This window comes from Streptomyces sp. NPDC052052, from assembly GCF_040680455.1.
Lineage (GTDB): Bacteria > Actinomycetota > Actinomycetes > Streptomycetales > Streptomycetaceae > Streptomyces.
The window spans coordinates 158,876-183,981 of record NZ_JBFAWU010000009.1; the positions used below are offsets into that span (position 1 = coordinate 158,876).

The window sequence follows — 25,106 nt, forward strand, 5'->3', positions numbered from 1 at the left end:
CAGGGCTGAGCGCGGGGCGGCGGGCTCTCTCCCTGCCGCGCCCCGGCCCGGCGACCCTCTGGGCGACCCGTCAGTCGCCGCCCCCGAACGCCGCGTCGAACGAGGCGGACGGCGGATCGAAGTCGTACCGCTTCAGCGTGGCGAGCGCCTCGGGCGCACCCGTCAGCCGGTCCATCCCCGCGTCCTCCCACTCGACGGAGACCGGCCCCTCGTACCCGATGGACCGGAGCATCCGGAAGACGTCCTCCCAGGGCACGTTGCCGTGGCCGGCGGAGACGAAGTCCCAGCCACGCCGCGGGTCACCCCATGGCAGATGGGAGCCGAGCCGCCCGTTGCGGCCGTCCAGGCGCCTGCGGGCCTCCTTGCAGTCCACGTGGTAGATCCGGTCCCGGAAGTCGTACAGGAAGCCCACCGGGTCGAGGTCCTGCCAGACGAAGTGACTGGGGTCGAAGTTCAGCCCGAACGCGGCCCGGTGACCGACGGACTCCAGCGCCCGGTGCGTGGTCCAGTAGTCGTACGCGATCTCACTGGGGTGCACCTCGTGGGCGAACCGCACCCCCTCCGCGTCGAACACGTCCAGGATCGGGTTCCAGCGCTCGGCGAAGTCCTCGTAGCCCCGCTCGATCATGTGCGGCGGAACCGGCGGGAACATCGCGACGAGGTGCCAGATCGAGGAGCCGGTGAAGCCGATGACGGTACGCACCCCGAAGGCCGCGGCCGCGCGGGCGGTGTTCTTCATCTCCTCGGCGGCCCGGCGGCGCACCCCTTCGGGTTCGCCGTCGCCCCAGATCCGGGCCGGCAGGATCCCCTGGTGACGTTCGTCGATCGGATGGTCGCAGACGGCCTGGCCGACGAGATGGTTGGAGACCGCCCAGCACTTCAGACCGTACCGGTCGAGCAGTTTCCGCCGCCCGTCCAGATAGCCGGGGTCGTTCAGAGCCTTGTCGACCTCGAAGTGGTCGCCCCAGCAGGCGAGTTCGAGCCCGTCATAGCCGAAGTCCCGGGCGAGCCGGCAGACCTCCTCCAGGGGCAGGTCGGCCCACTGGCCGGTGAAGAGGGTGAAGGGTCGGGGCATGCGCAGGACCTCCTAGGGCCTGTATTGGGTTGTAGCGCGGGAGAAGGAGCGGGGCTGGGTGCGTGTGATCGCAAGGCGCCGGAGCGCTCTTGCAGCGGAGCTGCCAGGGCGTTTCGGCAACGCCGCGAGCGCGCGTGCCCAGCCCCGCGACGCCGCGGAACAACCCAATACAGGCCCTAGACGGCTACGGGGGTGTGTACGGAGTTCTTCCCGGCGCTCTCCTCCACCGCTGCGAGCACCCGCTGCACCTGCAGTCCGTCGGCGAACGACGGGGTGGGCGCGCTTCCTTCGGCGATCGTGTGGACCAGATCGCGGGCCTGGTGGGCGAAGGTGTGCTCGTAGCCCAGGGCATGGCCCGGCGGCCACCACGCCTCCAGGTACGGATGCAGGGGTTCGGTGACGAGGATGCGCCGGAACCCTGCCGTGGTGGCCGGTTCGGTGTGGTCGTGGAAGGAGAGTTCGTTGAGCCGTTCCAGATCGAAGGCGAGCGAGCCGCGCTCCCCGTTGATCTCCAGCCGTAGCGCGTTCTTCCGCCCGGCCGCCATTCTGGTCGCCTCGAACGAGGCCAGCGCGCCGGAGGCGAGTCGGCCCGTGAACAGGGTCGCGTCGTCGACGGTCACCTCCCCGCGCCCGGCAGCGTCCGCGGTGCCGGACAGTCCGGCCGACCGGCCGACGAGCAGGGGCCGTTCGCGTACGAACGTCTCGCTGACCGCGGAGACCCCGGTCACCGGCTCCCCGGCCAGATACTGGGCCAGGTCGACGATGTGTGCGCCCAGGTCGCCCAGGGCCCCCGAGCCCGCGCGTTCCCGCTCCAGCCGCCAGGTGAGCGGGGATTCGGGATCGACGAGCCAGTCCTGGAGGTAGGTGGCGCGAACATGGCGCAGGGTGCCGATCCGGCCCCCGGCGATCATCTGCCGGGCGTAGGCGATCGCCGGCACCCTGCGGTAGTTGAAGCCCACCATCGCCACCTGGCCGCGCGCGGCCGCGCGCTCGGCGGCCTCGGCCATGGCCTCGGCCTCGGCCACCGTGTTGGCGAGCGGCTTCTCGCACAGCACGTGCTTGCCCGCTTCCAGGGCGGCGATGGCGATCTCGGCGTGGCTGTCGCCGGGCGTGCAGATGTCGACGAGATGCACATCGTCCCGGGCGATCAGGGCGCGCCAGTCGGTCTCCGCCGCCGCCCAGCCGTGGCGGGCCGCCGCCTCGTCGACCGCCGCCCGGTCGCGTCCGCAGATCGCGGCGAGAGCCGGCTTCATCGGCAGTGCGAAGACGTGTCCCGCGGTGCGCCAGCCCTGCGAGTGGGCGGCGCCCATGAACGCGTATCCGACCATGCCGACTCCGAGCGGCGGCGCACTCGTCGTCGGCCGATGCGTCGGCGGGGCCGCGGCCTCCTGATCCGTCTCTTCCCTACGGGCCATCCGGACTTCCTCCTCGTCGGTCGTTCGGTGGGTGCGGCAGGAGGGTCAGCACCCTCCTGCGGGGCGGCTCAGCTGAAGCCCGTGGGCAGGTACTGGTCGATGTTCTCCTTGGTGACCACGGCGGAGTAGAGCGTGAGGCTGGTCGGGATCTCCAGTTCGGCCAGGCCGCCCACCCCCTTGCCCTGGCCGAGGGCCCGGGCCAGGTCGATGGCGGACGCGGCCATGGTCGGCGGGTAGAGGACGGTGGCCTTCAGCACGCTGTCGTCGGCCTTGATGGCGTCCATGGCGGACTTGGCCCCGGCGCCACCGACCATCAGGAACTCGTCGCGCCCCGCCTGCTGGATGGCGCGCAGAGCGCCCACGCCCTGGTCGTCGTCGTGGTTCCACAGGGCGTCGAACTTCTTCTGCGCCTGCAGCAGCTGCGCCATCTTCGCCTGGCCCGACTCGACGGTGAAGTCGGCTGCCTGACGGGCCACCAGTTCGATGTTGGGGTAGTTCTTCAGGGCGTCGGCGAAGCCCTGGCTGCGCTGCTTGGTGAGTTCCAGGTTGTCGATGCCGGCCAGCTCGACGACCTTGGCCTTGGCCTTGTCCTTGAGCTGCTCGCCGATGTACGTACCGGCGTTGAGGCCCATCCCGTAGTTGTCGCCGCCGACCCAGCAGCGGTAGGCCTGCGGGGAGGCGAAGATCCGGTCCAGGTTGACGACGGGGATACCCGCCCTCATGGCTTCCAGGCCGACCTGGGTGAGCGCCTTGCCGTCGGCGGGGAGGATGACGAGGACGTCGACCTTCTTGTTGATGAGGGTCTTGACCTGCCCGATCTGGGCGGCGGTGTCGTTGGAGCCCTCGGTGGTCTCCAGGGTCACATCGGAGTACTTCTTCGCCCGCGCCCTGGCGTTCTCGTTGATCGCGTTGAGCCAGCCGTGGTCGGCCTGCGGTCCCGCGAAGCCGATGGTGACGTGCTTGCCGGGGCTGTCGGCGGCGGCGGGCTGGTCGCTCTGCGCGGTCTGCGACTTCTTGGGCTCGTTGCTGGTGCAGGCGGTGAGGAGGGCGCCCGCGGAGACGGCTGCGGTGCCGAAGAGCAGGCCTCTGCGGCTGGTTTCTGGCATGGCTGTGTAACCCTTCATCCGGTGCGTGAGGTGTCGCGCTGGGGTACGGGGCGGTGGGTGGGCCGGAGTTGCCGCGGCTGCGCCGGGCTCAGGTCTCCCCGTGCGCCGAGGTGCGGCGCTGGACGAGGACGGCGGCGACGATGATCGCGCCCTTGGCGATCTGCTGGACATCGCTCTGCAGATTGTTGAGCGCGAAGATGTTGGTGATGGTGGTGAAGACGAGGACGCCGAGCACGGAGCCGACGATGGTGCCGCGTCCGCCGCTGAGCAGGGTTCCGCCGATGATCGCGGCCGCGATGGCGTCGAGCTCGTAGAGATTGCCGTTGGTGTTCTGTCCCGAACCGGACAGGATGATCAGCATGAAGGCGGCGATGCCGCAGCACAGCCCGGAGAGCAGATAGAGATAGAGCCGCTGTCGCCGTACGTCGATACCGGCCAGCCTGGCCGCCTCCGCGTTGCCGCCGACCGCGACCGTACGCCGACCGAAGGTCGTGCGGTTCAGCACCAGCCAGCCGATGACGGTCACCGCGGCGAACATCATGACCAGGGGCGGGACACCCAGGACGTAGGAGCCGGGCAGTCCCAGGTCGAGGACCGATCGGACGGTCACGATCTGGGTCCTGCCGTCGGTGATCTGGAGGGCGAGACCGCGGGCCGAGGCGAGCATGGCCAGCGTCGCGATGAACGGCACCATCCCGCCGTATGCGATGAGCACGCCGTTGACCAGCCCGGCGCCGAGTCCGACGAGCACGGCGGTGAACAGGATCCCGGCGAAGCCGTACTCCTGGGTGGCGAGCGTGGTCGCCCAGACCGAGGCCAGCGCCACCATCGCCCCGACCGACAGGTCGATGCCGCCACTGGTGATGACGAAGGTCATCCCGACGGTGACGACGCCGATGACGGACGACTGGGTCAGGATCAGCTGGAGGTTCCCGGTGTCCAGGAAGGCGTCGGGCTCGGTGATTCCGCCGACGGCGATCAGTACGGCGAGGACGCCGAGGAGCGAAAGGGTACGGACGTCCGCGCGCGGACCGAAGGTGCGCGCCGGTCCGTCCTTGCTCCGGGGTTCGGCGGCCGGGGCGGGGACGGATCCCTTCTCCGGCCCGCCGTGCTGCGCCGGGGAGACGGGCTGGGTCATGGCGTCGGGCTCCCTTCCATCACGAGGTCGAGTACGCGGTGCTCGTCGAGGTCCCGGGCGTCCGCCGCATGCACGACGCGGCCCTCCCGGAGCACCAGCACCCGGTCGGCGAGGCCGAGGACCTCGGGCACCTCGCTGGAGACGAGCAGGACGGCGAGGCCTTCGTCGGCCAGCCGGCGGATCACGGCGTAGAGCTCGGCGCGGGCGCCGACGTCGACACCGCGGGTGGGTTCGTCGAGCAGCAGGACCCGGCAGCCGCGCAGCAGCCAGCGGGCCAGGACCGCCTTCTGCTGGTTGCCGCCGGAGAGGGTGCGGACGGGCGTGTCCGGGTTGTCGGGGCGCAGGGAGAGCTCGCGGGTCGCGGCGCGGGCCGCCCGGCGTTCGGCCCCGTGGTTCATCCAGCCGGCCCGGGAGAAGCGGGCCATCGAGGAGACCGAGACGTTGCGGGTGACCGATTCGAGCATCAGCAGGGCCTGCGCCTTGCGTTCCTCGGGGGCCAGGCCGATGCCCGCGGCGACGGCGGCTCGGACGCTGCCGGGCCTCAGTCGTCGGCCGGCCACGGTGACCCGCCCGGCGTGCGGCTTGCGGGCACCGTAGACGGTCTCCAGGATCTCGGAGCGTCCCGAACCGACGAGCCCGGCCAGGCCGACGATCTCGCCGGGCCGCAACTCCAGGTCCACCGGCGCGAATTCGCCCTTTCTGGTCAGCCCTTCGACCTTCAGCACCGGCTCCGCCGCCGCCGTTGCCGTGCCGTCCGTGGCGCGCGGCGGGAAGACGTACTCGACGTCGCGACCGGTCATCAGGGCGACGATGTCGCGTGTCGGTGTGGACTTGGCGGGCAGTCCCACGGCCACGGCGCGGCCGTCCTTGAGCACGGTCACCCGGTCGCCCATCCGGCGGATCTCCTCCAGGCGGTGCGATATATAGACGACGGCGACCCCGTCGGCGGTGAGTGCGGCGACGATACGGAAGAGGTTGTCGACCTCGTCGGGGTCGAGTGCGGCGGACGGTTCATCCATCACGATGAGCCGTACGTCGTGCGAGAGGGCTCGCGCCATGGAGACGATCTGCTGCTGGGCGGCGGACAGTTCACCGACCGGACGGGCCGGGTCGATCTCCGGGTGGCCGAGGCGTTTCAGCAGTGCGGCCGCCGCCCTGCGGCCCTCCTGGGTGCGGACGACGAACCGGGCGGTGGTGGGTTCATGGCCGAGGAAGACGTTCTCGGCGACCGACAGGCCCTCGACCAGGTCGAGTTCCTGGTAGATGGTGGCGATGCCCAGGCGCATCGCGGCGATCGGCGACCTGAGGGCGACCGGTTCGCCGCGCCAGGTGATCTCGCCGCCGTCGGGCTGGTGGGCCCCGGCGAGCACCTTGATGAGGGTGGACTTGCCGGCGCCGTTCTGTCCGAGGAGACAGTGGACTTCGCCGGCCCGGACCTCCAGGTCCACCCCGGCGAGGGCGCGGACTCCGGGGAACGATTTGGTGATCCCGGACATGGTGAGCAGGGCTGGTTCTGGTGCCATCACGATCCCCTCGGCACATGGGGTCTCCCCTGCTCCGGCGCAGCCGGGAGCCTGGGGAAGGCCGGTGAGCGGACAGGGTTGTGCCAGGTGCGCTGGTGCGGGTGTTCTCGGCAGTCCCGGATGCCGGGGGATGCCGGGTCTCGTGGGTGGGGTGTGTGCCGTGCGCGGCCGGCCCGCGGATCAGACCGGTGAGAACAGGTGGTCGCTGATGAGCCGTGCGGCGCCGATGATTCCGGCGGCCGGCCCCAACTCGCCCAGCACGATGGGAAGGTTTCCGGTGGCCAGCGGCAGCGACTGCCGGTAGACCTGGGTCCGGACGCTGGCGAGGAGGGTGTGGCCGAGGCCGGTCACCCCGCCGCCGATCACCACCAGTCCGGGGTTGAAGAAGCTGACGAGTCCCGCGATGACCTGGCCGACGCGGTTGCCGCCTTCGCGGATCAGGTCGAGCGAGGTGGCGTCCCCGGCGGCCGCCGCGGCGGCCACGTCGACCGCGGTGAGCTTTCCGGCCGCCGCCAGCCGGGCCGCGAGCTCCGCCGACCGGCCGTCCCGCGCCGCGTCCTCGGCGTCGCGGGCGAGCGCGGCACCGCTGAAGTGGGCTTCCAGACAGCCCCGGTTGCCGCAGGCGCAGGGGCGCCCTTCGGGTGCGACCTGGATGTGGCCGATATCCCCGGCGCTGCCCGTCGTCCCCCGGTGGACCTCACCGCCGACGACGATGCCGCAGCCGATACCCGTACCGATCTTGACGCAGAGGAAGTCGCCCACGGAGCGGGCGACGCCCGCGTGCTGCTCCCCCATCGCCATCAGGTTCACATCGTTGTCGACCATCACGGGGCAACCCAGTTCCTGGCTGAGCGCCTCGCGGACCGGGAAGCCGTCCCAGCCGGGCATGATCGGCGGTGCGACCGGTACCCCTTCGGGGAAGCGGACCGGTCCCGGTACGCCGATGCCGGCGCCATCCAGGCCCTCGGCGATTCCGGAGGCCCGGAGTTCGGCCGCCATGGACAGCACCTGCTCGAAGACGGCGACGGGCCCTTCGCGTACGTCCATGGGGTGGTTGAGGTGTCCCAGAACCTCCAACTCGGGGTTGGTGACGGCCACATCGACGGATGTGGCCCCGATGTCGACGCCGAGGAAGCGCAGTTGCGGGGCGAGCCTGATGTTGTGCGAGCGACGTCCTCCGCGGGATGCGGCAAGTCCGTCGGCCACCACGAGTCCGGTCTCCAGCAGCCTGTCGACCTCGACGGCGAGCTTGGAGCGGGAGAGATCGACCTCGTCCCCCAGCTGCGCCCGTGAGTGCGGCCCGCCGTCGCGCAACAGCCGGAGCAGTCGCGCCTGATGTGCGTTCGCGGGTCGTGCCGTCATGCGTCTCACGCGCCCCTCCCGCCACATCGGCCTGTCCGTCGGGCTTTCGAGGGGAACGTAGCAGCGGATGCCGGGGCTGGGAAGAAGTTGCACAGGATTCCGCTACGACTTTCTCCACGCCGAGGACAAAGCCGTCCGGCTGGGCCACCAAAACATGGACTGACCGCCACATTCCGAACCCAGGACCTCGGCGCCGGTCCAGGGACGGACGCGCCCCGGGCGGGCCGCGGCCCCGATCGCGCCGCCGCTCAGGGGCAGCGGATCACCTGACCCGCGTACGAGAGATTGCCTCCGAAGCCGAAGAGCAGCGCCGGCTCTCCGCTGTGGACCTCGCCGCGTTCCACGAGCTTGGACAGAGCCATGGGGATGGACGCCGCGGAGGTGTTGCCGGAGTCCACGACATCCCGGGCGACGACGGCGTTGACCGCGCCGATCTTCCTGGCGACCGGTTCGATGATCCTCAGATTGGCCTGGTGCAGCACCACCGCGGCCAGGTCCTCGGGGCCGATCCCGGCCTTCTCGCACACCTTGCGCGCGATGGGCGGCAACTGTGTCGTGGCCCATCGGTACACCGACTGCCCCTCCTGCGCGAAGCGCGGGGGCGTCCCCTCGATCCGTACCGCGTTTCCCATCCCGGGCACCGAACCCCACAGCACCGGGCCGATTCCGGGCTGGTCACCGCCGCCCGGGTCCGCGACGACGACCGCCGCACCCGCCCCGTCACCGACCAGGACACAGGTGCTGCGGTCGGTCCAGTCCGCCACGTCCCCCATCTTGTCGGCGCCGATGACGAGGACGCGCGCCGCCGCACCCGCCCTGACCGCATGGTCGGCAGTGGCGAGGGCATGCGTGAAACCGGAACAGACGACATTGATGTCCATCACCGCGGGCGACCCCATGCCCAGCCGGGCGGCGACCCGCGCCGACATGCTGGGCGAACGGTCGATCGCGGTGGATGTGGCGACGAGCACCAGGTCGACGTCGGCGGGCTGCAGCCCCGCCGCCGCAAGCGCCTTGGCCCCCGCCTGGGCGGCCAGCTCGTCCACCGGCTCGTCAGGGCCTCCGATGCGACGGGTCCTGATGCCGACACGGCTGGTGATCCACGCGTCGCTGGTGTCCACCATGGCCGCCAGATCGTCGTTGGTGAGCTCCTTGGCGGGCTGATAGTGGCCGAGAGCCACGACTCGTGAACCGGTCATGTCCAGGTTCCCCTCACTACATATGGGCAGGAACGACCCAGTCTTGGTCGCTACCACCCGGTACGGGGACACGGGATCCCACAGGAATCGCCTCCGGACATTGGAGGCTCGGCCGCAACCCCGCGCAGCGGCGCCATGCGTGCCGTCCCCCACCGGCGCCGGTACGCGTACCGCGGCATCGGCTGCGACGTCGCCCCTCGGGTACCGGACACCTCGCGTACCGGACAATGAGACCGTCGAGTGCCGCCGTTGCCTGCTGCGGCACCGGTCACCGCCGTATCAAGGGCCGGTCCGGCTTCCACCACGTACAGAATCGGGTTCAACCGCTATGGGACGGGTCACCGAGCGCCGCCGCACCATCCGTATCCGGGACGGGGCCGTCTCCACGCGTCCCGACACCCTCGTCGCCGAGGAACCCCTGGAGATCCGGCTGAACGGCAAGCCGCTCGCCATCACGATGCGCACGCCGGGCGACGACTTCGCGCTGGCGGCGGGCTTCCTGGTGAGCGAGGGCGTGATCGGCGACGGCTCCGATGTGCAGTCCATCGTGTACTGCGCCGGGGCCACGGCGGACGGCGTCAACACGTACAACGTGGTGGATGTGAGGCTCTCGCCCGGTGTGGTGGTTCCCGACATCACACTCGAGCGCAATGTGTACACCACGTCCTCCTGCGGGATCTGCGGCAAGGCCGGGCTCGACGCGGTGCGCACCACGACCCGGCACCCGGTCGCCGACACTCCCCCACTGCGGGTCGAGCCCGCGCTGCTCTCCGCTCTCCCCGACCGGCTGCGCGCCCAGCAGCAGGTCTTCGACCGGACCGGGGGTCTGCACGCGGCGGCGCTGTTCTCCGAGGCGGGCGAGCTGCTCGACGTCCGGGAGGACGTCGGCCGGCACAACGCGGTGGACAAGCTGGTCGGCCGGGCCGTGACCGACCACCGGCTGCCGCTGTCCCGGGCGATTCTGCTGGTGTCGGGCCGAGCCTCGTTCGAGCTGGTCCAGAAGGCCGTGATGGCCGGGATCCCGATGCTCGCCTCGGTCTCGGCACCGTCGTCCCTCGCCGTCGACCTGGCGGCCGAGACCGGACTGACACTGGTCGGTTTCCTCCGGGGGCCCTCCATGAACGTGTACGCGGGCGAACACCGCATCGCCCTTCAGGCCCCGGCCGTCCGGGGCTGAGGCGTCCCGCCCCTCCGGCCGGGGCGACACTCAGCCCACCGCTGCGGGCTCCGGTGACACCGCGCCGTTCTCCCGGCTCTCCTCCAGCGGATCACGCGAGCGGCGCCTGGCGATCACCGCGCACACCATCAGCTGCATCTGGTGGAAGAGCATGAGCGGCAGGACGGCGAGGGATGCCTGCGCCCCGAACAGCACACTGGCCATCGGCAGCCCGGACGCCAGGCTCTTCTTCGAACCGGCGAACTGGATGGCGATCCGGTCCTCCCGGCCGAAGCCGAGCCGCTTCGCCCCGTACCAGGTCAGCGCCAGCATCAGGGCGAGCAGCAGCGCCTCGGCACCGAGCAGCGCACCGAGCCTGGCCGGGGTGACCTGGTGCCAGATGCCCGCGACCATGCCCTCGCTGAACGCCGTGTAGACCACGAGCAGGATCGAGCCACGGTCGACGTAGCCGAGGACCTTCCTGTGCCGGGTGATGAAGCCGCCGACCCAGCGGCGCAGCAGTTGCCCGGCGACGAACGGCAGCAGCAGCTGGACCACGATCCTCAGCAGTGCGCCGGCCGAGAACCCGCCCCCGTCGTTGCCCAGCAGTGCGGCGGCGAGCAGCGGGGTGAGGAAGATCCCGGCGATCGAGGAGAAGGAACCCGCACAGATGGCGGCGGGGACGTTGCCGCGGGCGATGGAGGTGAAGGCGATCGAGGACTGGATGGTCGAGGGGACGAGGCAGAGGAAGAGGAAACCGCTGTAGAGCTGGGGCGTCAGTACATACGGCACCAGTCCCTTCCCCGCCAGGCCGAGCAGCGGGAACACGACGAAGGTGCAGGCGAGGACCGTGAGGTGCAGCCGCCAGTGCGTGAGGCCGTCGAGCACCTGGTCGGTGGAGAGGCGGGCCCCGTACAGAAAGAAGAGGAGGGCGACGGCTCCCGTCGAGGCGCCGCCCGCCACCTCTGCCGCGCTGCCCGACGCGGGCAGGAGCGTAGCGAGCACGACCGTGCCGATCAGCGCGAGGATGTACGGGTCCAGCGGAAGCCAGGACGGCAGCTTGGGGGTGCGGCGGCTCATGTGCTCCACGTGTTCTCTCTGGTTCCGGTCGTGCCTGCTCCATCCTGCTCCCCCACACCGCGAACCGGGACAGCCGGGGCCTGATCCCGCCCGGCCCCGCCCCGCGGCCGGACCGGCTCCCACCTGCCGCGCGACACCTGCGCGTCCCTCCGCGGGGAGTGACGGCACCGTACAGATCCGGTGGAGATTCCGGTGCAGGCCTCTTGCGTCATGGTTCCAGCCATGCCCGGACCCGGTCGGTCTGGCCGGATTTCCGTGGAAGAGCTGTGCCTGTGCCGCGTTGTCCACCGTGCCGAGGCCCTCCCGCCACGCCGTCCGGTGGGGTAGCGTCACGGCGCCGTACGGAGCACCACAAGGAGCAGGTCATTGCGCGAGTTCACGGTCCCGCCCATGGCATCCGCGCCCCTTGTGGGCGGACTGGCCGATGTGGTGTTCAGCCATGCCGAAGAGGATCCGGACCGGGTCGCACTCGGCCACAAGGACGCGAGCGGACACTGGCGGGAAGTCACCTCGGCCGGGTTCCGCGACGAGGTGCTGGCACTCGCCAGGGGACTGATCGCGCACGGCGTCAGGTTCGGTGACCGGGTGGCTCTGATGTCGCGCACGTGCTACGAGTGGACACTCTTCGACTTCGCTCTGTGGGCGGTCGGCGCGCAGTCCGTGCCGGTCTATCCGACGTCCTCGGCCGAGCAGGTCCTCTGGATGCTGCACGATGCCGAGGTGTCCGCCATCGTGGTCGAGCACGAGGACCATGCGATGACGATCGCTTCGGTGATCGACCGGCTGCCGCAGCTCAAGCGGCTCTGGCAGTTGGACGCCGACGCGGTGACCGAACTCGTCGAGGCGGGCACCCACGTCGAGAGCGAGGTGGTGCACCGCCACCGACGCGCGGTGACCCCCGAGTCGGTGGCGACCGTCATCTACTCCTCGGGAACGACGGGCCGCCCCAAGGGCTGTGTGATCACGCACGCCAACCTGATGTTCGAGGCGGACACCATGGCCTCCCGGTGGGAGTCGGTCTTCCGCTCCAGACCGGGCGACGAGGCCGCGACCCTGCTCTTCCTCCCCCTGGCGCACGTCTTCGGCCGCATGGTCGAGGTGGCGGCAGTCCGCGGCCGGGTGAAACTGGGCCATCAGCCGGATCTGTCGGCGAAGGCCCTGATGCCGGACCTGGTCTCGTTCCGGCCGACCTTCGTCCTGGCGGTGCCGTACATCTTCGAGAAGGTCTTCCACACGGCCCGGCGCAAGGCCGAACGGGAGGGCCGGGTCGGGCCGTTCGACAAGGCCGTGGACATCGCGGTGAAGTACGCCGAGGCAATGGAGGCACGGGCGTTCGGCACCGGTCCCGGGCCGTCCGCCGGGCTGCGGATGCAACACCAGCTCTACAACAAGGTCGTGTACCGGAAGGTGCGCGAGGCGATGGGCGGCCGTATGCGGCACGCCATGTCGGGCGGTTCGGCGATGGAGCGGCGGCTCGGGCTGTTCTTCGAGGGCGCCGGCATCACGGTGTACGAGGGGTACGGGCTGACCGAGTCGACCGCGGCGGCCACCGCCAATCCGCCCGAGCGGCCCCGGTACGGCACGGTCGGACAGCCGATCCCCGGCACGACCGTGCACATCGCCGAGGACGGCGAGGTGTGGGTGCACGGCGGGAACGTGTTCTCGGGGTATCTCGGCAACCCGCAGGCCACCGCCGCGGTGCTGCACGACGGCTGGCTGGCCACCGGGGACCTGGGCGCGCTCGACGAGGACGGCTATCTGACGATCACCGGGCGGAAGAAGGAGATCCTGGTGACGTCGGGCGGCAAGAGTGTCTCGCCGACCGGTCTGGAGGAGCGGGTGCGGGCGCATCCGCTGATCGCGCAGTGCCTCGTGGTCGGCAACGACCGGCCCTACATCGCCGCGCTGATCACGGTCGACCAGGAGGCGGTGGACCACTGGCTCTCCCTGCAGAACCTGCCACCGATGCGACCGGAGGACCTGGTGCGCGATCCCGGCCTGGAGAAGGAGGTACGACGTGCGGTGGTCGCCGCCAACACCGCGGTGTCGCAGGCCGAGTCGATCCGTACGTTCCGGATTCTGGCGCATCCCTTCGACGAGGAGCACGGTCTGCTCACACCGTCCCTGAAGCTGAAGCGCAAGGCGATCGAGGCGGCGTACGCGGCGGAGGTCGACGCGCTGTACCGCTGAGGCGACGCCGCGCCCCGGCGGCACGGCGTCACCGCGAACGGGGCCGGCACGTGTGGGCCACCGGCGCGTCGGGGAATGCAGGGGTGCCGCTTGATCGTTGTGCAGGTCGGCATCAACCGACGACCCAAGGATCGCCCCCTCGTGAACAAGGTCCCCACGATCACCCTCAACAACGGCATCGAGATGCCTCAGCTCGGTTTCGGTGTCTGGCAGGTGCCGGACGCCGAGGCCACGAAGGCCGTCGCGACAGCCATCGAGGCCGGCTACCGGAGCATCGACACCGCCGCGATCTACGAGAACGAAGAAGGCACCGGCCGGGCCATCGCCGACTCCGGTGTCGCCCGCGAGGAACTCTTCGTCACGACGAAGCTGTGGAACTCTGACCAGGGGTACGACTCGACCCTGCGCGCCTTCGACGCCTCCCTCGACAAGCTGGGCCTGGACCATGTCGATCTGTACCTGATCCACTGGCCGGTGCCGGCCAAGGACGCCTACGTCGACACGTACAAGGCCTTGGAAAAGATCTACTCCGATGGACGTGCGCGGGCCATCGGCGTCTCGAACTTCCTGCCCGAGCACCTGGAGCGCCTGCTCGGCGAGACCTCCGTGGTCCCGGTGATCAACCAGATCGAGCTCCACCCCCAGCTCCAGCAGGCCGCATCGCGCGCCTTCCACGCCCAGCACGGCATCGCGACCGAGGCCTGGTCGCCGCTCGGCCAGGGCAGGGGCCTGCTGGACGTCCCGGCGATCGTCGCCATCGCCCAGAAGCACGGCCGCACACCGGCCCAGGTGGTGCTCCGCTGGCACATCCAGACCGGCAATGTGGTGATTCCGAAGTCCGTGACGCCGTCCCGGATCGTGGAGAATCTCGATGTGTTCGGCTTCGAACTGGACACCGACGACCTGGCCGCGTTCGCCGCCCTCGACGAGGGCAGGCGCCTGGGACCGAACCCGGGCGAGTTCAACGTCGGCGCCTGAGCCGTACGGCCGGCTCGATGCCTGAGCCGGGCCACCGCTGACGTGTACTGGACGGGCACGGCGTGGCCTGCCCGGACGGTTTCCTCAGCGGGTTCGTCCTCGGAAACGACCGGCGACCGCACAACACTCGGTGCGCTCGTCCCGCAGGGGTGGCTCCGGCTCCCCCGGCCAGTGGCGGCAGGGGGAACCGGAGCCCGGCACCCGGATGGGTCAAGCCGTTCCGTGGGCATTCGATCGCCCGGACGGTGGCGCCGACGGGTTCGCGGCCCAGAGCCTGGCCGGGTTACCGGCGGCCGGGTCGTGGGCGGCGTCTGCCGCGCCGGCGCCACGTTCTGCCGTCCCGGTCGCCGGGTCCCGCCAGGGCTCGGAGGCCGCGTACGGCGCGGCTGTTCCAGCCGGGCTGGCAGCGCCCCGCCGTACCGCTCTACTATGGCGAGGCAGAAGTACCCAGACTGGAACCCCGGCCCGATTCCGGCGGGCCGGGGTTCTACGTCAGGCGGGTGAGTCGTTCACCAGCCTTGTGTGCGGTGCCAGGTCACCGACCATCGTGAGGATGTTCGGTCACTTGTCTCCGTAGCCGCCCTCGTCGCCGCCACCGTAGCCGCCCTCGTCCTCGCCACCGTAGCCACCTTCCTCGCCGCCGTAGCCGCCGCCGTGGTGACGCTCGATCACGCGGAAGCTGCCGACCACGCCGTTGCGGACCTTCACGCCGCCCTTGACACGGCCCGGGTGAACGCCATCGCTGGAGCTCCACGGCCCGACAACCGCGAGCGGGGCGCCGTTGTCGCAGGTCGCGCCACGGAAGACCTCGACGGTCTTGCGGCTGTCGTTGCGGATGTTGAGGGTCTTGGAGCCGAGGCCGCTGACCACCGTCACGCAGCCGAGGCCGTCGGCAGTGTAGGTGCGCTCGTTGATCTGGATGCGGCCCTTGAAGTAGTGCCGCTTGCGCTCCTTGTGCTCCCTGTTGTTGCCCTTGTTGCCCTTCTCGTAGCCACCCTTGCCCTCGTTGCCCTTGCCCTCGTTACCCCTGCCCTCTTCACCATTGCCGGTGTCGCCAGTGAGAGCCGAAACGGGGGCGGCTGCCTGCTGCTGGACAACCGGGGCAGCTTGGGCCGGCTCCGTGGAGGCGGCCGAGGCGTACGTGATGCCGGTGGCGGCCAGAGCCGCGGCTGCCGCAAGTGCGGCGGTAACGCCTGTGGAACGCGTAACCATGTCACTTCTCCTGTCTCAGACAGATCGGCCGAGCAGCCGACCCGAGATTGAACGTACTGAGGGCCCACAAAGCTGTCATATCGGACACATTGAAGGGTCGGCACCCTAGGCGCCGATCGAGGTACACGCGACACCCGAATGCCATTTCCCGATAATCTGACAAGCTGTCAATCACCCTTATTTAAAGGCTCATTACTGTCTCTTTAGCCTGTCCAGGCGACTTGCTCATCACCGCTCACTCCTCGCGGCAGCGTGTCTTCGTTGACACGTCGCGGAACGGACTTGCGGGCCACTGCTCCGGCCCTCTGCCATCCATCGGCCCATCAGCCGTGACCTGCAGGAATCCGGCGATGAGGCGCGACGACGAAGTCCGTCCGCCACCGCCGGGAATCCGGCGGTGGCGGACGGACTTCGCATCCGGAGGGCTGTCTCCGGGGTGGGGCGCGCGGCCCGGTGCAAGGCGGCGCCCACCGGGCCGCGCCCCTGGATCAGGGGCCCCGGTGCACGGGGATCGCGGTGCGGGTCAGCGGTCAGCCCCGTCGGGCCAGGTGCACCGTACGGGCCGTCAGCAGGAAGAGATCGGGGCGGTGGTGCAGGCCGGCCGGATCCTCGGGATCGAGCAGCCGGTCCAGGACGGCGACGTCCTCGGCCGACAGAGAGGGGGCCAGCATCTCTCGTCGGCGGGCGAACTCGGCGATGACGTGGTCACGGGCCGGGCCGTCGAGCGGCGCCGGAAGGTCCAGCAGGAAGCTGCGGGTGCCCTGCGGGTCCAGACCCACCGCGGTGAACAGGGCGTTCCAGTCCTCGGTCTCCCGCCTCGTGCCGGGCAGGGACGCCCGCATGTCCTGGAACCAGTCCGCAGTGATCGCGTCGAGCCTGGCCTCCAGGCCCGGTCGTCCCATCCCGATGTCGCGCGGGAGCTGACGGGCCGGCAGCCCGCCCTCGACCAGCGCGAGCGTTCCACCAGGAGCCAGCAGTGCGCCAAGCCCGGCGAGGGCCGCGCGCTGGTCACCCACGTGATGCAGAGCGTTGCCCACCCAGATCAGATCCGCTTCCCCCAACACGGAGAGACCGTCGGGCATCTCGGCCTGCCGGGTGCGGACCCGGTCTCCGAGACCAAGCCGCTGCGCGCGGGCCCGGGTGCGTTCCAGGAGTGCCGGAGTGCCGTCGACGGCGACGACCTCCGCCTCGGGGAACACCTCGGCAAGCAGGCAGGTGATCACGCCGGGGCCACTGCCGATGTCGAGGACCCTGCCCACCCTCGGGGCCGTGGGGAGGGCGGCGACCCAACGGGCCGCCTCCTCGTACTGCGGGCGGCTGAGCTCGGCTTCCCGCTCCAGCAGCGGGCCCATGACGTCCCAGTCGAATGCGGTGGTGTCGTGGTGATGGCCTGGAGCGCCGCCGTGGTGATGGGCGTGAGCGGTGCCGTGGTGATGACCTGGGGAGGTGTCGTGCTGATCGCTGTCGGCTGCTTCGTGCCGGTGGCCGGGGTCGTTGTGCTGGCTCATGGGGACAGCCTCACCACACAGCAGTTGCGGCGACAAGCGTTGTTGCCGTTCCGGCAACCCGCCGCGCGTCGGGCCGGGGCGTTCGGCGGATCGGCAGTTCGCCGCCGAGCCGGTGGCCCGCTGCCCTCTGCCCTCTGCCCTCTGCCCTCTGCCGGGCCGGTGTACCGCGTTCATGACTCCCGGCGGGGAGGGAGCCATGAACGGGATCCGGTTACCTCACGCCGTGCCCGGGGGCGATCGCCGCCACCCGCGTGGCCAGGCGCAGATCGTGCTCGGTGACGACATGACCGGCGTCATGAGTGTTCACGGACAGGCTGACGGTGTTGTAGCCGAGGGTCAGATCGGAGTGGTGGTTCAACTCGTCCTGGATCTGGGCGACATGCACGGTCAGTCCGACGGCGGCGAAGTGCGTGTGGAGCCGGTAGGTGCAGGTGATCCGGTTCCCCTCCAGCGACCACCCGGGCAGATCGCCCAGGCGCTCCTCGATCTCCTCCTGCGACAACGGTGCGGCAGGCATGGTGCGACTCCCTCGTGAGCGTTCGGTTCCGGTCGGCGGTGCCGGTGACGTTACGGTCTGGATGCGGCGGCTGTCGCGCCTGACACGGAGGTGGTGTGTCGCCGCACAGCCGGTGGGAGCAGCGCCGTATCAGTCGGCCGGAGCCGGCACGGAGTACGCCGGAATCGGTGCGCCGCCTGACCTTCGTCGGGACGTTCCCGCCCGCCGGCCGGGCTACCGTCGGCCGTCCTCGGTGCCTGCCGCACCGGCGTGGTGGAGCACGGAGCTGAGTACCAGTCCGGCGCCGCGTACCACTGTGGTCGCCGGGTCGTCGGGGAGACGGACCGGAACCGAGAGCCCGGCCGCGACCCGGTGGGTGATGTCGGAGCGGGCGGCGCCGCCCCCGGCCAGCAACGGGCCTCTGCGCAGGGCTCCCAGGACGGCGCCGTTCCGGTCCTGCCTCCGCATCTCGTCGACCATGTCCACGACGGTGCGTACGACGGTGGTGGGTGGCTCCAGGGGGGCCAGATCGGTCAGCCCGGTCTCGGCCTGACGGGCGTCGCGGACCTGTCCGTCGACGAGGAGGGTCACCTCGGTCAGCTCGGCGCCGATGTCGACGACGAGCAGCGGGCCGCCGTTCCGGGGGCCGGCGCACGCGGCGGCGGCCCGCGCGCTGTCCAGGGCGATGACGGTCGTCGGCCCGAGTGCGGTGATCAGCTCGCGGGCCGCGGCGCGGTGCCCGGCCCCCGCCAGGACGGGGAGACTGAGGACGACCACGGCACCGGTGCGGTCGGCGCCCAGTGCCCGGTCGGCGATACGGTCGAGCATCCGGCCGCAGGTGACCGGGTCGACGATCCGCCCCCGGCGGACCGGTCCGCCCGGCCCCGGTCCGGCGTTGGCGTCGGCGGCGTCGCAGGTGTCCGTGTCGGGCAGGACGCCGAGTCCGGGCATCCAGGCACGGGTCCGGGAGCTGCCGAGGTCGAGGGCGAGGCCCCGGGTGACACCCCGGTACTCCCGGAGGCCGGACCGGCCGAGTCGCGGACCGGCGTGCGACACCCGCATGGCTCCTCCCCCCGGCCTGTCGAAGCGGCCGTTGGCGCACCCATCGCCCCGCTGAAAGCGTGGCGTGATCGAGCCCTCACTATGCAATAGAGAGGCAAAGAAAGCCACTCCCGGGCAGGATCGAAGGGCGGCGGTCCCTAGAAACCGCTGAGACGCCCCGCCCCTCACCTGTTTTCTGCTGCGGCTGGGAGCTACGGCAGGTAGGCGGCGATCAGTTCGGCGAACTCGTCGGGAGCGGCGATCCGGACCCCGAGGTCCTCGGCCTTGGTCCGCTTCGATCCGGCCTTCTCGCCGGCGACCAGGAGTGTGGTGCGCTTGGAGACACTGGACGAGGACTTCCCACCGGCTCGTTCGATCAGCTCGTTCATCTCGTTCCGGGACAGTGTCTCCAGCACCCCGGTCATCGCGCCGGTGACCACGACGGTCATCCCGTCCAGGGGCAGGCCCTCGGTCCGCTCCCCGTCCGCGGCGGGCGTGTCCTCGGCACCCGGCTCCGGCGGAGGCGTCGCACCGGGTTCCGTCATGTTGACCCCGGCCGCCACCAGCTTCTCGATCAGCGGGGCCAGCTCCGCCAGCTCCGCGACGACGCTCGCCGCCTTCTCCTTGCCGATGCCGTCGACCCGCTGGAGCTCTTCGGCGTCGGCGGCCCTGATGCGGTCCATGTCCGCGAAGTACCGGGCGATCCGCCGGGACATGGAGCGCCCGGTGCCGCGTACTCCGAGGGCGCAGAAGACCCGGGAGAGCGGCTGGGTGCGGGCGGTCTCGATGGCGGCCAGGAGGTTGTCGGTGCTGGTCTCCCCCATCCGTTCCAGGCCGAGCAGCTGCGCGCGGTCGAGGGTGAAGAGGTCGGCGAAGTCGGCCACCAGGCCGGCGTCGACGAGCTGGACGACCCGGGTGGCGCCGAGGCCCTCGATGTCGAGCTGATCGCGGCCCGCCGCGTAAGAGATGGAGGCGACGAGGCGGCAGTCGCGTCCCCGGACGCAGCGCCAGCGCTGTTCACTGGTGTCGATCTCGGAGCCGCACTGCGGGCAGGCCTCGGGGAAGACGATGGGCTTCTCGTCCCCCGTACGCAGATGGGCGACGGGCGCCTCGATACGGGGGATGATGTCGCCCGCCTTGTAGACCATCACGCGGTCGCCCAGGCGCAGATCCCGGCGGGTGATGTCGGCAGGGTTGTGGAGGGTGGCGTAGCTGACGGTCGAGCCGTCGATCTCGACCGGTTCCAGCACGGCGCGCGGTGCGATGATGCCGGTCCTGCCCACGTTCCACTCGACGCCGAGGAGCCGGGTGACCTTCTCGACGGCCGGGAGCTTGTAGGCGATGGCCCAGCGCGGCGCCCTGGTCCCCGACCCGGCCTCGCGCTGGTCGGCGGCGAGATCGGCCTTGATCACGATGCCGTCGATACCGAACGGCAACGACGCGCGCAGGGAGGCCACTTCCTCGACCCGGGCCTGGACCTCCTCGACGGTGGTGACGGTGCGCGGCGCCACATCCGTGTCCGCCGCGGTGTGCACGCCGAGCGCCGCGGCGTACTCCAGGACCTTGCTGTGCGGGAGCTCGGCGAGGGTGTCGGTCAGTGCTCCGGAGTCGGGCAGCGGCAGCGCGCCGTAGGCGAAGAAGGTCATCTCCACCGTGTACGCCCGGTCCTTGGCCCGGAGGGTGCCCGCCGCACCGTTCCTCGGGTTGGCGAAGGGGGTGCCGCCGTGTTCGGTGCGCACGGTGTTGGCCTGCTCGAACTGCTCGGTGGTCATGAGGATCTCGCCGCGCATCTCGATCGTCACCGGCTCGGCGAGCTGCTCGGGCAGGCCGAGAACGGTGCCGATCGCATGCGAGACGTCCTCGCCGGCGGTGCCGTCGCCCCGGGTGATCAGCTGTTCCAGCCGGCCCGCGCGGTAGCGGGCGGCGACGGCCAGGCCGTCGAGCTTCGGCTCCACGCTCCACGCGGCGACGGGCCGGCCGAGCCTGCGCTCCAGCGACGCCGTCCAGGTGACGAACTGCTCGGCGGAGAAGACGTTGTCCAGGGACAGCATCGGTGCCGTGTGCGGTATGTCCCCGCTCGCTGCGCCGCCCGCGACCTTGCCGGTGGGGGACGCGTCCAGGATCTCCTGCGGGTGCTGGAGCTCATAGGCGGCGATGCCTCGCACCAGGCGGTCGTACGCATCGTCGTCGAGCGTGCTCTCGCCCGCGGCGTAGTACGCGGCGGCGGCCCGCGCCGCTTCCTCGACCGCGGCGGCGTAGGCGGCGGTATCGGCGAGCACAACAGCTGAGTTCGTCATGGCCCCCATCCTGCCGCCCACCACTGACAATGCCGTCCTGCCCGGGCCGATGACGCTCAGCCCGCCGTCCTGCCCGGGCCGACGGCGCTCAGCCCGCCGCCCGGAACGTCCCGTCCGTGTCGTCCGCCTCGTCCGCGCCACCTGCCGCGCTCGTCGGCACGGCCAACGGGATCTGCGGTCCCGTGCTCTCCCGCAGCCAGCGCCGCAGCACCGCGTGCACCTGCTCGGCCCCCACCAGTTCCTCACCCTGTCCCACCGGAGCCGGCAGATCGGCCGGCCACAGCAGGAACGGCCGGGACTGCTCGCCGCCCAGACCGCCGTGCGAGCCGATCTGTTCCTCGAAGGCATGCACACCGCCCGTGGACCGGTCGTACATCGAGTTGACCATGATGTCGGCGACGTGCGGAAACGTGTCGGTGCGGCGCACCGCGGCCGCCGCGCCCGGACCGAAGGGGGCCAGCGGGCCCTCCCCGTCCGTCAGTTCCGACAGCGGGATCTCCGCGCCGTCGCGGCCCAGCACGAGCGATCCGTGCCGTTCGCTGCGGACCAGCAGGAATCCGATGCCGGGGTGGTTGGCGAGGGTGCCCAGCAGCGCGGGACGGCTGCGGTCCAGCTGTTCTCGCGAGGCGCGCCCCTCGATGTCGGGGAAGGAGATCAGCCCGAGGTTGCCGGAGGCGAGGACGACCGGGTCGGACGGCTTGGCGCGGTGTTCCGCCTCGCCCTCCTCTGCCGGCCTGCGGTGCAGGGCGATCCGCACCGCGTCGCGCGCCTCCGAGCCGCTGCGGGTGCGCTGCGCCCGGCGGGGTACGGGGAGCCCGCAGCCCGCCCGTACCAGGTCCTTGAGCGTGAGTCCGTAGGCCCCGGCGAAGGTCTCCCCCGGGCTCTGTCCGTGGTCGGAGAGCAGCACGATCCGGTACCTGCGCGGGGTGTGTTCGGCGCTCTTGACGATCAGGGCGAGCGAGCGGTCCAGCCGTGCGAGCACCTTCTGCGCGTCGCGGCTGTTCGGTCCGGAGTGGTGCGCCACCTCGTCGTACGCGACCAGGTCGGCGTAGACGGCGGTGCGTCCGGCGAACATGTCGCCGATCACGGCGGTGACCACGACGTCGCGTTCGACGACGGTCGCGAAGGCCCGGATGAAGGGGTAGAGACCGCCGCGCTTGATCCGGGGCGTGTCCTTGCGTATCCGTGCCCGGGTCGACTGGCCTATCTCACGGCAGACCTCGGCGGCGAACGAGAGCGCGGTGCGGACGGCGTTGGCCGGATCGGCGAAGTAGGCGAAGTACCCGGCGCGGGAGCGGCGGCCCTTGCCGAGCCGGGCCGCCATGGACAGCACGAGCGCCAGTTGGTCGGCGCCGCCGCTGAAGAGGTTGCCGCGGCTGGCGCCGTCGAGGGTGAGCAGGCCGCCGTCGTGGGTGCGTGCGATGGCGCGGCGCTGGAGTTCGATGGCGCTCGCGGGGCGGCTGGAGACCATGACTTCGCCGGTCTCCTTCTCGTACCAGCGGAAGGCGGGGACGTCGTGGTTGCTGCCGTGCAGGATGCCGAGCTGACTGGCGCCGGTCTGGCTGGACCAGTCGGTGCGCCACGGGGTGAGCCGGTGGCTCTCCTCGGCGAGCCAGTGCGCGACGGTCGGCATCAGGCCGGATGCGGCGGCCCGTGCGAGCACGTCGTGGCCGACGCCGTCGAGCTGGATGAAGACGGTGCCCGGGGGTCCGCTGCGCCTGCTGCCCGCCCCGCTGCGCCGACGGCGGCGGTCGGCGAGCCGTGAGAGCCGGCGCCGGTAGGCGTTGTCGTCACGGACGGCGAGTGCGGTGGAGGTCGCGGAGGCCACGGCCGACATCGCGGCCGCGACGACGACCGCGGTCTCGGGATTGGCGGCGCCGCGTCCGTCCGGTATGAGCCGCAGGGCGACCAGCAGCAGTGAGCCGTTCAGGAAGAAGACGAGCATCCCGAGGACGAGGGCGGGCACGATCAGCAGGGCCCGCACCAGGACCGGCCAGACGAGTGCGGAGAGCAGGCCGAATGCTCCGGCGCCCCACGCCGCGGTGAAGGCGATCTTGGTGATGCTGTCGCCGTCGTCCGACTGGAGCTGGAAGTCCGGCAGCAGCCCGGCGAGCACCAGCATCGTGAGCGTCGAGACCGCCCACACCACCACCACTCGCATCAGGGCGTTTCCGGCTGTTCGCCATCGCCCGTCACCCACGCCGCTCCACCTCACGTCCGGGCCCCGCCGTTCCGGGCCCACCCCAGCTTTTCACAGGGAGCGACCGAACACGGGCAGCCGGGGCTGCGGGCCGGTCAGCAGCCGTCGTATCCGGCGGTCGGCATGGAGAGCCTGCGGTGCACGCTCGCCTTGGTACGGGCGTCGTACCGCGGCTCGTCCAGTCCCGCGATCTCCAGTCCCACGCCGCGCCGCTCGCACTCCGCGGCGAACTCGGGCACCGAGGTGAGGGCCCGTGCCAGCACCCGGTCGTTGGCGGCGACGAAGAGCTGGACGGCGCCGCTGTCGACATCCGTCCACAGGGCGTGGTGGTCGGGCCGCAGTCCGTAGAAACGCAGCTGCCGGGTGACGACGTACCCCTTGTCGGTGGCCCAGCGGGCACACATCTCCTGCTGGCTCCGGGTGTCCACGAGGAAGGGGTCGCTGTCCAGCTCTTCGAGTGGTGTGAGACTGGCGATGGCCGCCACCCGTACGTCCGTTGCGTCCCCCATGGGCGGCCCCTCCGTGCGCGGTGTAGGGGGGCCGACCCTACCCCTCCTGGTCCCGCGCAAAAAGGCGCATGTCGGGACGTGAGGAGCACGGAGGACGGACGCGAACGCGCGTGCGCCCCCGAACCGGGACGGAACCGGACGAGGGCGCTCGCGGAAGGGGGTCAGAGCGAGGTCATGACGTGCTTGATGCGGGTGTAGTCCTCGAAGCCGTACGCGGAGAGGTCCTTGCCGTAGCCGGACTTCTTGAACCCGCCGTGCGGCATCTCGGCGACCAGTGCCATGTGGGTGTTGATCCACACGCAGCCGAAGTCGAGGCTCCGGGACATCCGCATGGCCCGTGCGTGGTCCTTGGTCCACACCGAGGAGGCGAGGGCGTACTCGACGCCGTTGGCGTACTCGACCGCCTGGGCCTCGTCGGTGAACTTCTGGACGGTGATGACCGGCCCGAAGACCTCGTTCTGGACGATCTCGTCGTCCTGCTTCAGACCGGAGACGACGGTCGGGGCGTAGAAGTAGCCCTTCTCACCGACCCGGTGGCCGCCCGCCACGATCTCGGCGTGGGCGGGGAGGCGGTCGATGAAGCCGCTGACCTGCTTCAGCTGGTTGGCATTGTTGAGCGGGCCGTACAGCACGTCCTCGTCGTCCGGCAGACCCGTCTTCGTCTCGGCGGCGGCCTTGGCGAAGGCGGCGACGAACGCGTCGTGGACGGACTCGTGGACCAGGACCCGGGTGGCGGCCGTGCAGTCCTGACCCGCATTGAAGAAGCCGCCGACGATCAGGTCCTCGACCGCCTTCTCCAGGTCCGCGTCCTCGAAGATCACCGCGGGGGCCTTGCCGCCGAGCTCCAGGTGGACCCGCTTGACGTCCTTGGCCGCGCTCTGGGCGACCTGGATGCCGGCCCGGACCGAGCCGGTGATGGAGGCCATCGCCGGGGTCGGGTGCTCGACCATCGCACGGCCGGTCTCCCGGTCGCCGCAGATCACGTTGAAGATGCCGCGGGGAAGCCCCAGCTCCTCCAGCACACCGCCGATGATCTCGGCGATCAGCACCGTGGAGGCCGGGGTGGTGTCGGACGGCTTGAGCACGACGGCGTTCCCCGCGGCGAGCGCCGGGGCGAACTTCCACACGGCCATCAGCAGCGGGTAGTTCCACGGCGCGACCTGCGCGCAGACACCGACCGGCTCGCGCCGGATGATCGACGTCATCCCCTCCATGTACTCCCCGGCCGAGCGGCCCTCGAGCATCCGCGCGGCGCCCGCGAAGAAGCGGACCTGGTCGATCGCCGGGGCCACCTCCTCGCTGAGGGTGAGGTGGAGCGGCTTTCCGGTGTCACGGCTCTCGGCGGCCACCAGTTCCTCGGCCCGCGCCTCCATCGCGTCGGCGATCTTCAGCAGAGTCCGCTGCCGTACGGAGGGGGTGGTGTCCCGCCAGACGGGGAACGCGGCGGCGGCTGCGGCCATCGCCGCGTCGACGTCCGCGTCACCGGAGAGCGGGGAGGTCGCGTAGACCTCGCCGGTGCAGGGGTCCACGACATCGAGGGTGCGGCCGTCCGATGCGTCCGTGAAGGCGCCGTCGATGTAGTTACGGAAGATGGTGCTCATGGAACCGGTCTTTCTCGGGG

Annotated in this window: 19 protein-coding genes; 3 read left to right on the forward strand and 16 right to left on the reverse strand. The window is 70.9% G+C overall.

All coding sequences use genetic code 11. The annotated features are described in order from the left end of the window. Window positions 1-70: 70 nt before the first annotated feature. The 7 genes from AB0L71_RS13400 to AB0L71_RS13430 all read right to left on the reverse strand — a co-directional run bounded on the left by AB0L71_RS13400 (window position 71) and on the right by AB0L71_RS13430 (window position 8,818). Window positions 71-1,075: a sugar phosphate isomerase/epimerase family protein gene (locus AB0L71_RS13400; protein WP_365241912.1), complete on the reverse strand. Its 1,005-nt coding sequence runs from the start codon at window positions 1,073-1,075 to the stop codon at window positions 71-73. 176 nt (window positions 1,076-1,251) lie between these two features. Further along, a complete protein-coding gene (locus tag AB0L71_RS13405; protein ID WP_365241914.1) occupies window positions 1,252-2,490 on the reverse strand; it encodes a Gfo/Idh/MocA family oxidoreductase in 1,239 nt (412 codons plus the stop codon). 68 nt (window positions 2,491-2,558) lie between these two features. Further along, window positions 2,559-3,596 carry a substrate-binding domain-containing protein gene (locus AB0L71_RS13410; RefSeq protein WP_365241916.1) on the reverse strand — a complete coding sequence of 346 codons (1,038 nt, stop codon included), beginning with the start codon at window positions 3,594-3,596 and terminating at the stop codon, window positions 2,559-2,561. Between the two features lie 88 nt (window positions 3,597-3,684). Then, the gene (locus AB0L71_RS13415; protein ID WP_365241918.1) at window positions 3,685-4,734 is read right to left on the reverse strand and encodes an ABC transporter permease; all 1,050 of its coding nucleotides are present in this window, start codon (window positions 4,732-4,734) and stop codon (window positions 3,685-3,687) included. After that, entirely contained in the window at window positions 4,731-6,257 is a 1,527-nt protein-coding gene (locus tag AB0L71_RS13420) for a sugar ABC transporter ATP-binding protein (protein WP_365241920.1), read from the reverse strand. Before AB0L71_RS13420 ends, AB0L71_RS13415 begins: the two co-directional genes overlap by 4 nt. Window positions 6,258-6,437: 180 nt before the next feature. Then, window positions 6,438-7,619 carry an ROK family transcriptional regulator gene (locus AB0L71_RS13425; protein WP_365241922.1) on the reverse strand — a complete coding sequence of 394 codons (1,182 nt, stop codon included), beginning with the start codon at window positions 7,617-7,619 and terminating at the stop codon, window positions 6,438-6,440. 248 nt (window positions 7,620-7,867) lie between these two features. Continuing rightward, window positions 7,868-8,818 carry a beta-ketoacyl-ACP synthase III gene (locus AB0L71_RS13430; RefSeq protein WP_365241924.1) on the reverse strand — a complete coding sequence of 317 codons (951 nt, stop codon included), beginning with the start codon at window positions 8,816-8,818 and terminating at the stop codon, window positions 7,868-7,870. 328 nt (window positions 8,819-9,146) lie between these two features. Between AB0L71_RS13430 and fdhD the strand changes: the two genes are divergently transcribed. Further along, the gene (gene fdhD, locus AB0L71_RS13435) at window positions 9,147-9,995 is read left to right on the forward strand and encodes a formate dehydrogenase accessory sulfurtransferase FdhD (protein ID WP_365241926.1); all 849 of its coding nucleotides are present in this window, start codon (window positions 9,147-9,149) and stop codon (window positions 9,993-9,995) included. A 30-nt stretch (window positions 9,996-10,025) separates the two neighbouring features. Here fdhD and AB0L71_RS13440 read toward each other — a convergent pair whose 3' ends face one another. Further along, window positions 10,026-11,054: a bile acid:sodium symporter family protein gene (locus AB0L71_RS13440; RefSeq protein ID WP_365241928.1), complete on the reverse strand. Its 1,029-nt coding sequence runs from the start codon at window positions 11,052-11,054 to the stop codon at window positions 10,026-10,028. 390 nt (window positions 11,055-11,444) lie between these two features. Here AB0L71_RS13440 and AB0L71_RS13445 point away from each other — a divergent pair, with 390 nt between their 5' ends. Beyond that, window positions 11,445-13,244, forward strand: a complete 1,800-nt coding sequence (locus AB0L71_RS13445; protein ID WP_365241930.1) for a long-chain fatty acid--CoA ligase — start codon at window positions 11,445-11,447, stop codon at window positions 13,242-13,244. 141 nt (window positions 13,245-13,385) lie between these two features. Then, entirely contained in the window at window positions 13,386-14,222 is an 837-nt protein-coding gene (locus AB0L71_RS13450) for an aldo/keto reductase (RefSeq protein ID WP_365241932.1), read from the forward strand. Window positions 14,223-14,783: 561 nt separating this feature from the next. On the opposite strand, the gene AB0L71_RS13455 is transcribed toward AB0L71_RS13450, so the two are convergent. The 8 genes from AB0L71_RS13455 to AB0L71_RS13490 form a co-directional block, all read right to left on the reverse strand. Further along, the gene (locus AB0L71_RS13455; protein WP_365241934.1) at window positions 14,784-15,434 is read right to left on the reverse strand and encodes a hypothetical protein; all 651 of its coding nucleotides are present in this window, start codon (window positions 15,432-15,434) and stop codon (window positions 14,784-14,786) included. A 530-nt stretch (window positions 15,435-15,964) separates the two neighbouring features. After that, a complete protein-coding gene (locus AB0L71_RS13460) occupies window positions 15,965-16,942 on the reverse strand; it encodes a class I SAM-dependent methyltransferase (protein ID WP_365241935.1) in 978 nt (325 codons plus the stop codon). A 211-nt stretch (window positions 16,943-17,153) separates the two neighbouring features. Next, window positions 17,154-17,459, reverse strand: coding sequence for a 4a-hydroxytetrahydrobiopterin dehydratase (locus AB0L71_RS13465; RefSeq protein WP_365241937.1), 306 nt, complete (start codon window positions 17,457-17,459; stop codon window positions 17,154-17,156). 213 nt (window positions 17,460-17,672) lie between these two features. Next, window positions 17,673-18,500: a rod shape-determining protein MreC gene (locus AB0L71_RS13470; RefSeq protein ID WP_365241939.1), complete on the reverse strand. Its 828-nt coding sequence runs from the start codon at window positions 18,498-18,500 to the stop codon at window positions 17,673-17,675. 191 nt (window positions 18,501-18,691) lie between these two features. Further along, window positions 18,692-20,785, reverse strand: a complete 2,094-nt coding sequence (ligA, locus tag AB0L71_RS13475; protein WP_365241941.1) for an NAD-dependent DNA ligase LigA — start codon at window positions 20,783-20,785, stop codon at window positions 18,692-18,694. 79 nt (window positions 20,786-20,864) lie between these two features. Further along, window positions 20,865-22,976 (reverse strand): phage holin family protein, encoded by a 2,112-nt coding sequence (locus tag AB0L71_RS13480; protein ID WP_365241943.1) that lies wholly within the window; start codon window positions 22,974-22,976, stop codon window positions 20,865-20,867. A 95-nt stretch (window positions 22,977-23,071) separates the two neighbouring features. Next, entirely contained in the window at window positions 23,072-23,485 is a 414-nt protein-coding gene (locus AB0L71_RS13485; protein ID WP_365241945.1) for a hypothetical protein, read from the reverse strand. 161 nt (window positions 23,486-23,646) lie between these two features. Then, window positions 23,647-25,086 carry a gamma-aminobutyraldehyde dehydrogenase gene (locus AB0L71_RS13490; protein ID WP_365241947.1) on the reverse strand — a complete coding sequence of 480 codons (1,440 nt, stop codon included), beginning with the start codon at window positions 25,084-25,086 and terminating at the stop codon, window positions 23,647-23,649. Window positions 25,087-25,106: the final 20 nt, after the last annotated feature.